Genomic DNA, 17,447 nt, shown 5'->3' on the forward strand with positions numbered 1-17,447 from the left:
TCCAGGGCCGAGCCGGCAACACCCCTGCCGCACCGCACCCGTGGGCGAGCGCTGCCCGCTCACCGCCGCTCGCGCCGCCTCCCTCCCCACCCGGAAGGACCTGTCCCATGGCAGACCTCACCGCCACGCCTGTGCTCGCGCCCGCGCCCGCCGCGCAGGACCACCCGTCGCTCAGTGAGTTGTTCGCCGGGTGGGTGGCCCGTACTCCGGACGCGCCCGCGCTGACCGACGGCAGACGCAGCTGGAGCTACCGGGAACTGGCAGTGCGGGTGGACCGTCTGGCCGGCCATCTGGTCCGGCGCGGGGCCGGGCCGGACCGGACGGTGGCCCTGGCCCTGCCCCGCTCGATGGAACTCGTCGCGGCGGAGCTGGCCGTCGCCAGGGCCGGCGCCGCGTTCCTGCCCGTGGACCCCGCCTATCCGGCCGAGCGGCGGGCGTTGATGCTGACCGACGCGGCGCCCGCGGTGGTCCTCGACGACCTGGTCCAGGTGGGAGACGTACTGGAGGAAGGCCAGGCCGAGGCCGACTTTCCGGCGGTCGGCGCCGACCACACGGCGTATGTGATCTACACCTCGGGCTCCACCGGGACACCGAAGGGCGTGGCGGTCACCCATCGCGGCATCGGCGGCTTCACCGCCGCCGCCATCGAGCGCTATGCGGTGCGCCCCGGTGACCGGGTGCTGCAGTTCTCCTCGCCCAGCTTCGATGCCTCGGTCCTGGAGCTGTTCATCTCGGTGCTGTCCGGCGCCACCCTGGTGGTCCCCCCGGACGGCCCCTGGTTGGGCGAGGAACTCGCCGTAGTGCTGGAGCAGCACCGCATCACCCATACGCTCATCCCGCCAGCCGCTCTGGCCACCCTCCCCGCCCCGGCCGCGGGCGGCGCTGCGCACCCGCGCACGCTGATCGTCGGGGCCGAGGCCTGCCCGGCCGCCCTGGTCGACCGCTGGGCGCCGGGCCGACGCATGATCAACTCCTATGGCCCCACCGAGGCCACCATCGTCGCCACCTGGACCGGACCGCTGGCGGCCGGCACCGGGACCCCGACGATCGGCAGCGCGCTGCCGCACACCCGGGTCCATGTCCTCGATGCGGCGATGAAGCCCCTGGCGCCCGGGACCGACGGTGAGCTCTACATCGGCGGCGACGGGGTGGCCCGCGGCTACCTGTCCCGTCCGGGCCTGACCGCCGCGCGCTTCGTCGCGGACCCCTTCGGCCCTCCCGGGGGCCGGCTCTACCGCACCGGCGACCGGGCGCGCTGGACCGCGGACGGGGAAGTGGAGTTCCTCGGGCGGCTGGACCGGCAGGTGAAGGTGCGCGGCTTCCGGATCGAACCGGGGGAGATCGAGGCAGCGCTACGGAAGCAGACCGACGTGGCCGAGGCCGTCGTGGTGGTGCGGGAGGACCAGCCGGGCCGGGAACGCCTCGTCGGTTATGTCACGCCCGCCGACCCGGGACGGGCACCGGACCCGGCGGCGCTGCGCACGGCGCTCGCCGCCACCCTGCCGGCCCACATGGTGCCGTCCGTCGTCGTCGTCCTGGACGAACTGCCGCTCACCGCGCAGAACAAGATCGACCGTCAGGCGCTGCCCGCCCCCGCCCGCCCGGCCGCGGACGGCCGGGGGGCGCCGCGCACCCCGCAGGAGCGGGCACTGACCGCCATCTGGGCGGAGGTCCTGGGCGCGGAGGCGGTCGGGACGACGGACGACTTCTTCGAGCTGGGCGGTGACTCGATCCTCGCCGCCAGGATCCTGGCCCGGGTGCGCGAGGAGCTGGGCCGGAGCCCGCTCACGCTCCGGGACGTCTTCACCGCGCGCTCCGTCGCCGCCCTGGCCCTGCTGCTGGACGACCCGGACACCGCCGGTACCGAGCCGCCGGTGCCGATCCCGCCGGCCCCGCGCGGCGTGCCGCTGCCGCTGTCCCACGCCCAGCGCCGGCTGTGGTTCCTGGACGACCTCGCCGACGGCGGCACCGAGTACAACACCGGCGTCGCGCTGCGGCTGAGCGGCGCGGCAGACCCGGAGGCCCTGCGCCGGGCGCTGCGGCGGCTGACCGCCCGGCACGACTCGCTGCGCACCACCTTCGCCACGGTCGACGGGCAGGGCGTGCAGCTGATCGCGCCGGAGGCCGAGCTGCCGCTGCGCACGGTCGACCTCGGTGGCCTGCCGTCGAGGCAACGGGCCGACTCCGCCGAGGCACTGCTGACCCAGGAGCTGAGCTGCCCCTACGACCTGACGGAGGGTCCGCTCGCCCGGGCGCTGCTGGTCCGGCTCGGCGCCGACGAGCACCTGCTGCTGTTGGGCCAGCACCACATCGTCACCGACGGCTGGTCGGTCGGTGTGCTCACCCGTGAACTGGCCGCGCTCTACCACGCGGAGGTCTCCGGCGAGCCGGACGGACTGCCCGCCCCCAAGCTCCAGTACCCCGACTTCGCGGCGTGGGAGCAGCGGCAGCAGGCGGACGAGGACGAAAGTGGAGCCGACCTCGCCTACTGGAAACGGCATCTGACGGGTCTTCAGCAGCTGAGGCTGCCCACGGACCGGCCCCGGCCCGCGCTGCGGACCACCTCCGGCGCGGCGCACCGGCACCACCTCGCGCCGGACCTGGTGGCCCGGCTGCGGAACCTGGCCACCGGGCGCGGCACCACGCTGTTCACCCTGCTGGCCGGGGCGTCCGCGCTGCTGTTCTCGCGCTACTCCGGGCAGCGGGACGTGGTCTTCGGCACGGTCACCAACGGGCGGGACCGCCGGGAGCTGGAGGCGGTGACCGGATTCTTCGTCAACACCGTGGTGCTGCGCGGCGAGGTGGACGAGGCGGCGACCGTGGACCGCTTCGTCGACAGCATGCGGGCGACCGTGCTGGACGCGTTCGTCCACGCGGGGGTGCCGTTCGACCGGTTGGTCGAGGAACTGGCGCCGCCGCGTGACCCCGGCCGCACCCCGCTGGTGCAGGTGCTCGTGGTGCAGCAGACCGCCGCCGCCGCGCTGCCGCGTGCGGGCGGGCTGCGGTTCGAGGAGCATCCGCTGCCCCGTCCGGCCGCGCGCTTCGACCTGGTCCTGGAGTTCGCGCCGGACAGCGCCGGCGGCTGCACCCTGACGGTCGAGTACAACAGGGACCTGTTCGAGGCCCGGACGGTGGCCCGGATGTCCCGTCACCTGCACCGGCTGCTGGAGGGGATGGCGGACGGCCCGCAGCGCACCCTGGCCGAGCTGCCGATGCTCTCGGACGAGGAACTGCACGCGCCGCTCGACTCCTGGAAGCCGCCCGTCCCCGGCGGCCTCGGGCAGCAGGCCGCCACGGGCGGGCTGCGGATCGACCTGGGTGAGGTGGAGCAGGCGCTGGGCCGTTGCGAGGGTGTGGCGGAGGCAGCCGCCGCCGTGTTCGGGAGCGACGGCGACCGGCGGCTGATCGGTTATGCCGTGCCCCTCCCGGGCGGCCGGGTGGCATCCGAGGCGGTGCGTCGGACGCTGGGGCTGACGTTGCCCGACTACCTGGTCCCCTCGGTCGTCGTGGAGCTGTCCGAGCTGCCCCGCCGCCCCGACGGCGGGCTCGACCGGGACCGGCTGCCCGATCCGGGGCCGGTGCCGCGCGCCGTGCGCCAGGTGGCGCCGCGCACCCCCACCGAGCGGGTGGTCAGCGGGATCTGGGCGGACGTGCTGCAGGTGGAACGGGTCGGCGCGGACGACAACTTCTTCGAGCTCGGCGGCGATTCCATCCTGAGCATCCAGGTGGTGGCCCGTGCCCGGCAGGCGGGTCTGCGGCTGACCTCCCGGGACGTCTACCAGCACCAGACCGTCGCCGCCCTGGCCCGGTGCGCGGACAGCGCCGCGCTTCCGCAGGCCCCCGCGCCCGCCGCGGCGGGCGCCACCGGACGGAGCCTGCTGACGCCCATTCAGCGCTGGTGGTTCGACAGCGCGGCCGGGCGGGCCGGCCACTTCGCCCAGGCGCTGTCCCTACACCTGCCCGACGACCTGGACCCGGTGGCGCTGGAGCACGCGCTGAACGACGTGGTCGCCCACCACGACGCCCTGCGCTCCGGATTCCGCTCCGCGCGCGGCGCGGTGGACCTGGCCGACGCCGCCGACGTGCTGTGGCACATCGACGAGCGGGCGCTGCGGGTCGTGCTGGTCCACCACACCGGTCCGGACTCCGGCTCCCCGCACTTCGGCCCGTTCGACCTGCACCACGGGCCGCTGCTGCGGGCTGTGCTGCACGAGCGCGGACCCGGGCGGTCGCCGGTGCTGCACCTGGCCGTGCACCACCTGGTGGTGGACGGGATCTCCTGGCGGCTGCTGCTGGAGGACCTCGACCGGGCCTACCGCGCCCGGCGCGACGGCGGCGGGGACGGCAGCACGGGCGCGCTGCCGGCGAAGTCCGCGCCGCTGCGGGACTGGGCCCGGCGGCTCGCCGCACTCGCCGCCGAGGGCGGCTTCGACGAGGAGCGGGACTACTGGGCGCGGGCGGTCCCCGACTGCGAGGACCCGCTCCCGGTCGAGCTGCCGGGCAGCAACACCTATGCCTCGGCCCAGTCGGTGACCGTGCGGCTCAGCGCCGCGGACACCGCCGTGCTGCTGCGCACCCTGCCCGACACCTACCGCACCCAGGTCAACGACGTGCTGCTGAGCGCCCTCGGCCGGGCGCTGTGCGGGTCGGGCGGGCAGCCGCGGGTGCTGGTGGACGTGGAGGGGCACGGCCGGGAGGAGCTGTTCCCCGACCTCGACCTCAGCCGGACCCTCGGCTGGTTCACCACCCGGCACCCCGTCGCGCTCGCCGTGCCGGCGCAGGCGGACTGGGACGCCGTCCTCAAGCAGGTCAAGGAGCAGTTGCGGGCAGTTCCCCGGCACGGGCTCGGCTACGAGGCGCTGCGCTACCTGGGCCGCCCGGACGCGGCTCCTCCGCTCTCGACTCCGCTCTCGACCGCGCAGGTCAGCTTCAACTACCTGGGGCGGATGGACTTCCCGGACCGCCCGGACGGCCTGTTCCGCGGCGTGTTCCGGCCGCTGGCCCTGGACGCCGAGCCGCTGGCCGAGCGCCCGCATCCGCTGGAGGTGGTCGGTCGGCTGGACGACGACGCCCTGGAGTTCAGCTGGTTCTACTCCGACCAGCTGCACCGGCGGGCCAGTGTCGAGGCGCTGGCCGGGCGGTTCGCCGAGGCGCTGGCCGACCTCGCCCGGTACGCGGCCCGGCCGGCATCCGGCGGGCGCACACCGTCCGACTTCCCGCTGGCCCGGCTGGACCAGGCCGCCGTGGACCGGATCACCGGAGACGACCCCGGCTCGGTGGAGGACGTGCTGCCGCTGACGCCGACTCAGGCCGGGATGCTGTTCCACGGCCTGTCCCAGGAGGACAGCGGCGTCTACTTCCAGCAGCTGACCTTCGTCCTGGACGGCATACCGGCCCCGGACGCCCTGGCGGCGGCCTGGCAGCGGGTCACCGACCGCAGTGCGGTACTCCGCGGCCGTGTGGTCTGGCAGGACGTGCCGGAGCCGCTGATGGTGGTTCAGCGCCACGCGCCGGTTCCGGTCACCCGGCTGGACTGGCGCGAGCTGCCCGAGGAGGAGCGCCGCAGCCGGCTGACGGATCTGCTGGACCGTGACCGTGTGCGGGGTCTCGACCTGGCGGGCGCCCCGCTGCAGCGGCTGGCGCTGGTCCGGGTCTCCGACACCGCGGTTCGGGTGGTGTGGTCCTTCCACCACTTGGTCCTGGACGGCTGGAGCCTGTTCCAGGTGCTGTCCGACGTCTTCGCCTCCCACGCCGCACTGTCGGTGCCGGACCGCCGCCCCTTCCGCGACTACGTGGCCTGGCTGGGGGAGCGCGACTGGACGGAGGCCGAGCAGCACTGGCAGGACCGCCTCAGCGGACTGACCGAGGCCACCCCGCTGCCCTGGGACCGTGAGCCGCGCGAGGCGCACCGCGCGGAGTCCACCCAGGCCGTGCGGGTCACCCTGCCCGCGGCCACCACGCGGGCGCTGGGAGACCTGGCGGCGACCTCGGGCCTCACCCTGAACACCCTGGTCCAGGGCGCGTGGGCGCTGCTGCTCGGTCGTCAGGCGGGCTGTGACGAGGTGGTGTTCGGCACCACCGTGTCCGGACGCCCGGCCGAACTGCCCGGATCCGAGGCCATGACCGGCCTGTTCATCACCACCCTGCCCACCCGGACCACGGTGGCGGCGGCCGGCAGCCTGCTCGACTGGCTGCGGCTGCTGCAGCGCGAGCAGAGCGAGGACCGGCGCTTCGACTTCGTCCCGCTCACCCGGATGCGCGCGTTCACCGGTCTGCCGGAGCGGGTGGCCCTGTTCGACAGCATCGTCGTCTTCGAGAACTACCCGGTCGACAACAACCTCGCCGCCGCCCACGGCCTGACCCTCAGCGGCCTGGACGGCATCGAGACCACCAACTACCCGCTGAGCCTGGTCGCCTATCCGGGGCCGGAGCTGGCGCTAAGCCTCTGCTACGACCCGGAGCTGTTCGACGGCGGCACGGTGCGGCGGATGGCGGAGTACCTCACCGTCCTGCTGGCCGGCATGCCCGACGGCCGCCAGGACCCGCCCGGGCAGCTGCCGTTGCTGACGGACGAGCGCCGCAGGCAGCTGCTGGAGGACTGGAACGACACCGCCGTCGAGCTCCCCGAGCGCAGTGTCGCGGAGCTGTTCGCGGAGCAGGTGCGCCGGACGCCGGAGGCGGTCGCCCTGGAGGCGGGCGAGGAACGTGTCAGTTACCGGGAGCTGGACGCGCGGGCCGCCGTCCTGGCCGAACGGCTGGCCGGGCTCGGGATACGGGCGGAGCGGCCGGTCGGGGTGCTGATGGACCGTTCGGTGGAGCTGATCGTCGCTCAGCTGGCCCTGGTGCGCCTCGGCGGGGTGTATGTGCCGCTGGACGGCCGGGCGCCGCGCGAGCGGTTGCGCGGGATGCTGGCCGAGGTCGGCGCCGAACTGGTGCTCACCGACGCGCGGTGGGTGGAGACTGCCCGCGAGCTGCGTCCCGGCGGGGGTGTCCTGCGGCTCGACGACATCGGCGGCGAGCCTGCGGTGCGGTCGGGAACGGCCCCGGTGGTCCACCCGGACAACCTGCAGTATCTGATGTTCACCTCGGGCTCCACCGGCACGCCCAAGGCCGTGGCGGTGCGCCAGCGGGATGTCGCCGCGCTGGCCCTGGACCGGGCCTTCGCCGGCCACGACCGGGTGCTGGTGCACTCCCCGCACGCCTTCGACGCGTCCACCTACGAGGTGTGGGTGCCGCTGCTGCGCGGCGGTACGGCCGTGCTGGCCCCGCCGGTGGACCTGGACGCGGCCCTGGTCCGACGGGCCGTCACCGAGCAGGGTGTGCGCTGCCTGTGGCTGACCGTCGGCCTTTTCCGCCTGCTCGCCCAGGAGGATCCCGGCTGCCTGCGCGGTGCCCGCGAGGTGTGGACCGGCGGTGAGGCCGTGCCGGGCGCGGTGGTCCGGCGGGTCCTGGACGCCTGCCCTGGGCTGACCGTGGTCGACGGCTACGGCCCGACCGAGACCACCACCTTCGCCACCCGGCGGGTCTTCAAGGCTGGCGACCTGCTGCCCGCCGTCCTGCCCATCGGACGGCCGCTGGACAACACCCGGGTGTACGTCCTGGACGGCTCGCTCCGGCCGCAACCGCCGGGTATCACCGGTGAGTTGTACATAGCCGGGGCCGGCCTGGCCCGGGGCTACGCCGGACGGCCCGGCGAGACCGCCGCCCGCTACCTCGCCGACCCGTTCGGAGCGCCGGGCACTCGGATGTACCGCACCGGCGACACGGTGCGCTGGAGCGAGGACGGGGAACTGCTCTTCGTGGGCCGCGCGGACGACCAGATCAAGATCCGGGGCTTCCGGATCGAGCCCGCCGAGATCGAGGCACGGCTCACCGCCCACCCCGACATCGCCGAGGCGGTGGTGTCGCTGTACCAGGAGGACGGGCGCAAGCGCCTGGCCGCGCACCTGGTTCCGGCGGACGGCGCCGAGGTGCCGTCGGCCACCGCGCTGCGTGCCCAGCTGGCCGCCCACCTGCCCGACTACATGCTGCCCGCCGCGTTCGTCACGGTGCCGGAACTGCCGCTGACGGCCAACGGCAAGGTGGACCGGCGGCGGCTGCCCGTCCCGGACTGGTCGGCGTCCGGGGACAGCGCCTACCGCGCCCCGGGCACCGAGGCCGAACGCCTGCTCGCCGCCATCTGGGCGGAGCTGCTGGGCACGGACCGGGTCGGGATCGACGACAACTTCTTCATGCTGGGCGGCGACTCGATCCTGAGCATCCAGGTGGTCTCCCGGGCCCGCGCGGCGGGGCTGGCGCTGACCCCGCGCGACGTGTTCGGCCGCCCCACCGTCGCCGCGCTGGCCGCCGCCAGCGGGAGGGCGGGGTCGGTCGCGGGCACCGGGCCGGTGGGCGGCGAGGTCGGTCTGACCCCCATTCAGCACTGGTTCCTGGACCCCCGGCCGGCACACGCCGGGTTCTTCAACCAGTCGGTCATCGTGGAGGCGCCCGGAGCCGTCGACCCCGACCTGCTGCGCCGCGCCCTCACCGCCCTGTGGGAGCACCACGACGCCCTGCGGTCCCGGTTCGGCACCGGGGACGACGGCGTCTGGCACCAGTACTGCGCCCCCGCCGGCGAGACCGCGCCCGACCTGCTGGAGGTCTGCGACCTCGGCGGCCTGGACCGGGCGGCGGCCGAGCGGGCCGAGGCCGAAGAGACGGAAGCGGCGCAGGCCGGGTTCCGGCTGGACGCCCTGCCGCTGCTCGCCGCGCGCCTGTTCACCAGCGGCGCCGACCGGCCCGCCCGGCTGCTGCTCGCCGTGCACCACCTGGTGGTCGACGGGGTCTCCTGGCGGGTGCTGCTGGAGGACCTGGAGACCGCCTACCGGCAGGCTGCCGCCGGTCGGCCGCTGCGGCTGCCCGCCCGCACCACCTCCGTCCAGGAGTGGACCCGGCAGCTGCGCGCCCGTACGGAAGCGGGTGGTTTCGCGGACCAGCGCGCCCATTGGGAGGCGGTGGCCCGGCACTGCGCCGAACCGCTGCCGGTGGACGGCGACGGGGCGAATACCGCCGCCGACGTGCGCGCCGTGACGGTCCGTCTGGACCGCGAGCGCACGGACGAGCTGCTGCGCAAGGTGCCCGGTGCCTACCGCACCCGGATCGACGATGTGCTGCTCGCCGCCCTCGGGCGGGTGCTCGCCGAGTGGACCGGGCGGCGCACCGTCGCCATCGGCCTGGAGGGGCACGGCCGCGAGGACCAGCTGTTCGAGGACGTCGACCTGTCCCGGACCGTGGGCTGGTTCACCAGCCTGTTCCCGGTCGCCCTGGAGCTCCCGCGAGGGGACTGGGGCACGGTACTGAAGTCCGTGAAGGAGCAGCTCAGGGCGGTGCCGGAGCGGGGGCTCGGCTACGGCGCGCTGCGCCACCTGGCCGGGGGCGACGGGCTGGTCGGCGACGCGGGTCCGGGGATCAGCTTCAACTACCTGGGCCGGTTCGACTGGTCCGACGACGGCGCCGCCCTGGTCCGCGCGGTTCCCGGCGGCCTCGGCGGCGCGGAGGCGCCCGAGACCGCGCGTCCGTATCTGCTGGACGTGGTGGCCCGGGTCGAGGACGACCAGCTGGAGATCAGCTGGCACTACAGCGCGGGACGGCACCACGAACGGACCGTCAGCGGCCTCGCGGCGGACATGCTGCGCGCCCTGGAGGAGATCGTCGCCCACTGCGCCCTCCCGGACGCGGGCGGGCGCACCCCGTCCGACTTCCCGCTGGCCCGGCTGGACCAGGCGGCCGTGGACCGGGTGGTCGGGGACGGGCGCGCCGTCGCGGACGTCTACCCGCTGACCCCGATGCAGGCGGGCATGCTCTTCCACAGCCTGCTCGACCCGGGGGCCAGGACCTATCTCAACCAGGTGCAGCTGGTGCTGACCGGGGTCACCGACCCGCAGGCCCTGGCCGAGGCCTGGCAGCGCACGGCGGACGCCAACCCGGTCCTGCGCACCCGGCTGACCTGGCAGGACACCGCCGAGCCGGTGCAACTGGTGCAGCGGTCGGCCACTGTGCCGATCACCCAGCTCGACTGGACCGGCCCGGCGGCCGACCGGGGCGAGCAGGCTATGGCCCGGCTGCTCGCCGAGGACCGGGCGGCCGGTATCGACCTGGGCGCGGCGCCGTTGATGCGGCTCACGCTGATCCGGCTGTCGCCGACCCGGGTGCGGATGGTGTGGACCTTCCACCACGTGCTGCTCGACGGCTGGAGCGCGGCCCAGGTGTTCGACGAGGTGTGCGAGCGCTATGCCGCGCTGACCTCGGGACGCCGCCCGCGGCTGACCGAGCGCGTTCCCTTCGCTGACTACCTGGGCTGGCTGGCCGCTCAGGACACCGGGCGGGCCGAGGAGTACTGGCGGGCGACGCTGGCCGGGTTCGCCGCCCCCACCGAGCTGCCCCGGGACCGGCGCCCCGCCGAGGCCCACCGCACCGCGTCCTCCGAGTCGGTGCGGGTGACCCTCGACACCGGCCTGTCGGCGCGGCTGCAGCAGACCGCCCAGCAGGCCGGACTGACCGTCAACACCGTGCTGCAGGGCGCCTGGGCGCTGCTGCTGTCCCGCTACGGCGGCGGTGACGACGTGGTGTTCGGCACCATCGTCTCCGGCCGGCCCGCCGAGCTCCCGGGGGTGACCACCATGGTCGGCCTGTTCATCAACACGCTGCCGACCCGGGTGCGGATCGACGGACGCCGCCGGGTGCGGGAGTGGCTGGGCGAGCTGCAGGCCGCGCAGTCGGAGGCCAGGCGCCATGACTTCGTGTCGCTGGCGCAACTGCAGACCTGGAGCGAGGTGCCCGGCGGGACCGGCCTGTTCGACAGCATCGTGGTCTTCGAGAACTACCCCTTCGACGCGGACGCGGTATCCCGGCACGGCCTGGGCCTGGAGCAGGAACGTGATCTGGAGCCGACCAACTACCCGCTCAGCGTGGTGGTGGCGCCCGGTGACACCCTGTCGGTCAACCTCGACTACGACCCGGCCGCCTTCGACTCCAGCACGGTCCAGGGGCTCGGGGAGAGCCTGCGGACGCTGCTGGCGGAGCTGGCGACCGGCCTTGACCGGCCCCTGGACGACCTCCCGCTGACGGATCCGGCCGGGGGCCGCGCGGTGCTGGAACGCTTCGGCGGAGCGGTGGTCGAGGCGCCGGACCGCACCCTGCCCGAGGAGTTCGCGCGGCAGGCGGCCCGCACGCCCGAGGCCCTGGCCGTCCTGGCCGGGTCGGAGCGGCTCAGCTACCGGGAGCTGGACGAGCGCAGCAACCGGCTGGCCCGGCTGCTGATCGCCGCGGGCGCCGGCCCGGAGCGCTTTGTCGCGCTGGCGCTGCCGCGCACCGCCGACCTGGTGGTGGCACTGCTGGCGGTGCTCAAGAGCGGCGCCGGCTATCTGCCGGTGGATCCCGGATACCCGGCCGAGCGGATCGCCTTCCTCTTCGACGACGTGCGCCCGGACGCGGTGGTGACCAGTACGGAGAGCGCCGGGCGGCTGCCGGACGGGTTGTTCGCCCGGATCCTGCTGGACGGCCCCGGCTGCGCCGAGCAGTTGGCCTCGGCCTCCGCCGCCGCCCTGGGCGACGGGGAGCGGCGCGGTGTGCTGCTGCCGGAGCACCCGGCCTATGTCATCCACACCTCGGGTTCGACCGGGCGTCCCAAGGGCGTGGTGGTCGCGCACGGCTCGGTGCTGGCGCTGACCGACTGGGCGGCCGGGGAGTTCAGCGGGCGGGAGCTGGCCCATGTGGTGGCCTCCACCTCGCTGAACTTCGACGTGTCGGTGTTCGAGATCTTCTCGCCGCTGCTGTCCGGCGGCTGTGTGGAGGTGGTCCGCGACCTGCTGGCCCTGGCCGAGCGTCCGGAACCGTGGCGCGCGGGGCTGCTCAGCGCGGTGCCCTCGGCCCTGGGCCGACTGCTGGCGGAGGACGCGGTGCGGGTCGGCGCGGACACGGTGGTCCTGGCCGGTGAGGGGCTCCCGGCCAGGACTGTCCGTCAGGTGCGGGCGGCGGTGCCCGGGAGCCGGGTGCTGAACATCTACGGCCCCACCGAGGCCACCGTCTACGCCACCGCCTTCCGCTGCGACCCCGCCGACCCGGACCGGGACCCGCCGATCGGCAGGCCGGTCGGCGGCGCCCGGGCCTACGTCCTGGACGACCGGCTGCGGCCGGTGCCGGTGGGCGCGCCGGGGGAGCTGTTCCTGGCCGGCACCGGGGTGGCGCGCGGCTATCTGCGCCGTCCCGGCCTGACCGCCTCCCGGTTCCTGCCCGATCCGTTCGGCCCGGCCGGGCGGCGGATGTACCGCACCGGCGACCTGGTGCGCTGGACGGCCGACGGCGACCTGGTCTACCTGGGCCGCACGGACGACCAGGTCAAGGTGCGCGGATTCCGGATCGAACTGGGCGAGGTCGAAGCCGCGCTGGCCCGTCACCCGGGGGTGTCGGCGAGCGCGGCCCGGGTGGTGGAGCAGGACGGCCACCGGCGCCTGGTGGGCTACGCCGTGCCCCGCGACCAGCGCTTCCCGGACCCGGTCGAATGGCGGGCCTTCCTGGCCCGCACGCTGCCGGACCACCTGGTCCCCGCGGTGGTGCTGCCGCTGGAGCGGCTGCCGCTGGGCGCCACCGGCAAGCTGGACCGGCGCGCCCTGCCCGCACCGGTGTGGGCCGCCCCTGCCTCGGGCGGGGACCGGCCGCCGCGCAGCGACGCGGAGCGGACACTCGCCGCGATCTGGTCCGAGGTGCTCGGAGTGCCCGAGGTGGGCGCGGACGACAACTACTTCGCGCTCGGCGGCGACTCGATCCTGGGCATCCAGATCGTCTCGGCCGCGCGCCGGGCAGGGCTGACCTTGACCCCCCGTCATCTGTTCACCCATCAGACCCTGGCCGAACTCGCCCTCGCCGCCGAGCAGGCGCCGGTCGTGAGGGTCGCGGCCGAGCAGGGCGCGGTGCTGGGCGAGGTCCCGCTCACGCCCGTGCAGCACTGGCTGTTCGACACCCTCACCGGGGACCCGGCCCGGCTGACCCAGGCGGTCACCCACCAGCTCGCCGCGGACACCGACGAGGCGCTGCTGCGGGCGGCCCTGGCCGCCGTGCTGGAGCAGCACGACGCGCTGCGGCTGCGGTTCGAACCGGCCGGCGGCGGCCCGTGGCGCCAGTACGGCACCGCTCCCGGCGAGGTACCGGACCTGCGGGTGCACCAGCTGCCGGGGCAGGACGCGGCTGCGCTGCGGGAGCTGGCCGAGGGCCTGGCGGACGGGTTCGACCTGGCTGCCGGGCCGCTGCTGCGCGCCGCGCTGTGCTGGTTCGGCGACGGCCGGCCCCCGGTGCTGCTGCTGACGGCGCATCACCTGGTGGTGGACGCCGTCTCCTGGCGGCTGCTGCTGGAGGATCTGGACACGGCCTACCTGGCCCTGCGCGCGGGGGAGAAGCCCGACCTCGGGCCGAAGAGCACCTCGTTCCGGGCCTGGGCCCAGGGGCTTGCCTCCTACACGGCGGCCGGTGGCTTCGATGACGAGCTGGCCCACTGGCGCGGCCTCGAAAGCGACAACACCCTGCCGACCGACGGCAGCGGTGCCAACACCGGCGCGGTGGAGGAGACGCTGACCGTCGCCCTGGACGTCGAGGAGACACGACGGCTGCTGCAGGAGGTGCCCGAGGTCTACCGCACCCGGGTCAACGACGTCCTGCTGTGCGCGCTGGGGCGGGTGCTGGCCCGTTGGACCGGGCGGGACCGGGTGGCGGTGGCCCTGGAGGGGCACGGCCGCGAGGACCATCTGTTCCAGGACGTCGACCTGGCCAGGACCGTCGGCTGGTTCACCACGATGTACCCGGTCGCGCTGGACGTGGTCAGGGACGCGGACCTGGGCAGCGCGCTGAAGGCGGTCAAGGAGAACCTGCGGGCCGTGTCGCGCGGCGGACTGGGCTACGGCGCCCTGCGGTATCTGCGTGCGGTGGACGGTCCGGCGCTGCCCGCGCTGCCGCAGGTCGGCTTCAACTACCTGGGCCGGCAGGACTGGAGCGGCTCGCTGGCCGGTGGGATGGACCCCGGGGCGACCCGGCCGCACCTGCTGGACGTGCTCGGCCGGGTGAGTGACGGGCGGCTGGTGTTCGACTGGTCGTACTCCCGCGAGCTGCACCGGCGCGAGACCGTCGCCCGGCTGGCGGCCGAGACGGCCGAGGAACTGCGGGCGATCGTCCGGCACTGCGCCGAGCCGGGCGCCGGGGGCCGCACCCCGTCCGACTTCCCGCTTGCGCCGCTGGACCAGGCGGGCGTCGACCGCCTGGTGGGGGACGGACGGGAGGTGGCGGAGGTCTATCCGCTGACGCCCACCCAGACCGGTCTGGTGCTGCACGGACTGGACGAGGCCGCCCACGGCCTCTACGTGGAGCAGATCACCTTCGTCCTGGACGGGGCCCGCGACCTCGGGCTGCTGGCCGCCGCCTGGCAGCAGGTGGTCGACCGCACGCCCGTGCTGCGCACCGCCGTCGCCCTGCACGACGTGCCGGTCCCGCTCCAACTGGTGCGGCGGACGGTTGCGCTGCCGGTCAGCGAGCACGACTGGAGCGCCCTGACGGAGGATCAGCGCGCGGCCGAACTGGAGCGGCTGCTCACCGAGCAGCGGCCGTTGCGGCTTGACCGGGCCCCGCTGCTGCGGCTCGCCCTGGTCCGGCTGGGACCGGACGCGGTGCGGGTGGTGTGGACCTTCCACCATGTGCTGCTGGACGGGTGGAGCGTCTTCCACGTCCTGGCGGACGTGCTGTCCGCCCATGCCGCGCTGGCCCGGGGCGAGCAGCCGCGACTGCCCGAGCGCAGGCCCTTCGCGGACTACGCCGCCTGGCTCGCCGCCCGCGACCCGGCCGGCGCCGAGGAGCACTGGCGCGCCGTGCTGGCGGACCTGACCTCGCCCACCGCGCTGCCCTACGACCGCAGGCCCGCCCAGGACAGCACGGCGCGATCCGGGAGCTGGCTGTCGCAGCGGCTCGGCGACACCGAGACCCACCGGCTCCAGGAGTTCGCCCGGCGGCACCGGATCACCCTCAACTCCCTGGTGCAGGGCGCCTGGGCGCTGCTGCTGTCGCGCTGGAGCGGGGAGTCCCGGGTGTGCTTCGGCACCACCGTGTCCGGCCGTCCGGCCGACCTGGCCGGCGCCGACACCATCGTCGGACTGTTCATCACCACGCTGCCCGCCCGGGTCACCGTCGACGGCGCGGCGCGCTGCGGCGACTGGCTGCGCGCGGTGCAGGAGGCGGCGGCCGAGGACCGCCGCTTCGACCATATGCCGCTGACGGGGGTACAGGCCCTGAGCGGGCTGCCCGCCGGGACGCCGATGTTCGACAGCCTGGTGGTCTTCGAGAACTACCCGGTCGGCGAGACCACCGCCGGTGCGCACGGCCTGCGGATACGGGACCTGGACGCCAGGGAGGCCACCAACTACCCGCTCACCGTGGTGGTCTCGCCCGGCGACCGGCTCAGCGTGGAGCTGGGCTACGACCCGAGGTACTTCGACCCCGGCACGGCCGCCTCGCTGGCCGACCAGCTGCTGCACACCCTGTCCGCGCTGGCCGACTCGGACGGCAGCACCCGCCTGGACGAGGTGGACGTGCTGCCGCCCGGGGAGCGCGAGCGGGTGCTGCGCGGGCCGGTGCGCCCGCCGCTCGGCCCGGTGGCCGCGGCCACGCTACCCGCCCTGGTCGAGGCCGCGGTGGACCGGTGGCCGACGGCGGCTGCGCTGAGCGCTCCGGGTCTTGAGCTGTCCTTCGCCGAGGTCGAGGACCGCGCCGACCGGCTGGCGCACCGGCTGATCGCCCGGGGCGCGGGGCCCGGCGACATCGTCGCCCTGCTGCTGCCGCGCTCGGCCGACATGGTGCTGGCCCAGCTGGCGGTGGTGAAGGCCGGCGCCGCGTTCCTGCCGGTCGACCCCGGCTACCCGGACGCCCGGATCGAACTGATGCTGCGTGACGCGGCGCCCGTCCTCACCCTGGACGCCAAGGAGGTGGCCGGGCTGCTGGCCGCGCCGTCGGGCGATCTCCCGGCCCACCGGCCCAGCGATGCCGACCGGACCCGCCCGCTCGACCTGGACGACCCGGCCTATGTCATCTACACCTCCGGCTCCACCGGCACCCCGAAGGGCGTGGTGGTCACCCACCGCGGGCTGGCGGCCTTCGCCGCGGCCGAGGCCGCGCACTACCAGGTGGCGCCGGGGGACCGGGTGCTGGCCTTCGCCACCCCCAGCTTCGACGCCTCGGTCCTGGAGCTGTGCATGTCGCTGCCGCACGGCGCCCGGCTGCTGGTGCCCGCCCCCGGTCCGCTGCTCGGCGCCCAGCTGGCCGAGGTGCTGCGGGAGGAGCGGATCACCCACACCCTGCTGCCGCCGGCCGCCCTCGGCACCCTGCCGTCGGACACCCCGGGCACGCTGCCCGGGCTGAAGACACTGGTGGTCGGCGCGGACGCCTGCGGCGCCGAACTCGTCGCCCGCTGGGCCCCGCGGCACCGCATGGTCAACTCCTACGGGCCCACCGAGGCCACCGTGGTGGCCACCTGGTCCGCGCCGCTGGTCCCGGACGGAGCGGCGCCGCCCATCGGCCGCCCGCTGCCCGGCACCGGCGCCTACGTCCTCGACGCGCGGCTGCGGCCGGTCCCGGACGGCGTGCCGGGGGAGCTGTGGCTGAGCGGACCGTCCCTGGCCCGCGGCTATCTGGGCCGGCCCGGCCTGACCGCGACCCGCTTCACCGCCGACCCGTTCGGGCCGCCCGGCACCCGGATGTACCGGACGGGCGACCTGGTGCGCCGCGACTCCGCCGGGGAGCTCTCCTACCTGGGCCGCAGCGACCACCAGCTCAAGCTGCGCGGACACCGGATCGAGGCGGGCGAGGTGGAGACGGCCCTGGTGCGCCACCCGGCGGTGCTGGACGCGGTGGTGAGCGTGCGGGAGGACGATCCTGGGCTGCCGAGGCTGGTCGCCCATCTGCTCGTGGTCCCCGGCGCCGAGGCTCCGGCCGGTGCCGAACTGCGGGCGCTGGTGGCCCACTTCCTGCCGGGCTGGATGGTGCCCTCGGCCTTTGTGGTGCTCGACCGCTTCCCGCTGACCGAGAACGGCAAGACCGACCGGGCCGCCCTGCCCGCGCCGGAACCGGCCGCCGAGGAGCCGGTCGGCCACACCGCGCCCCGCACACCCACCGAGCAGGCGGTGGCGGCCATCTGGGAGGAGACCCTCGGCACCGCCGTGGGCGCGGAGGACGACTACTACCTGCTGGGCGGCGACTCCATGCGCGCCCTGCTCATCGCCTCCCGCGCCAACGACGCCTTCGGCGTCACGCTCACCCCCCGCGACGTGCTGGTCGGCCGCACCGTGGCCGCACTCGCGGAGCTGGTGGAGGAGCAGGTCCTGAGCGAACTCGAAGACGCCGCGAGCGGCGGCCCCGACCATGACGAACGGTGAGGACCC

Annotated in this window: 1 protein-coding gene; it reads left to right on the forward strand. The window is 75.1% G+C overall.

Annotated features, from left to right (window positions below; genetic code table 11):
* Nucleotides 1-107: 107 nt before the first annotated feature.
* The gene (locus ACEZDG_RS21795; protein ID WP_380512146.1) at nucleotides 108-17,441 is read left to right on the forward strand and encodes a non-ribosomal peptide synthase/polyketide synthase; all 17,334 of its coding nucleotides are present in this window, start codon (nucleotides 108-110) and stop codon (nucleotides 17,439-17,441) included.
* Nucleotides 17,442-17,447: the final 6 nt, after the last annotated feature.

Origin of the sequence: Streptacidiphilus alkalitolerans (assembly GCF_042511045.1) — a bacterium.
In the GTDB taxonomy this organism is placed as follows: Bacteria; Actinomycetota; Actinomycetes; order Streptomycetales; family Streptomycetaceae; genus Streptacidiphilus; species Streptacidiphilus alkalitolerans.

What these genes read in the sequence shown, in the direction of transcription:
- ACEZDG_RS21795 (WP_380512146.1), top strand. Translation starts at nt 108, where the DNA reads ATGGCAGACCTCACCGCCACGCCTGTGCTCGCGCCCGCGCCCGCCGCG.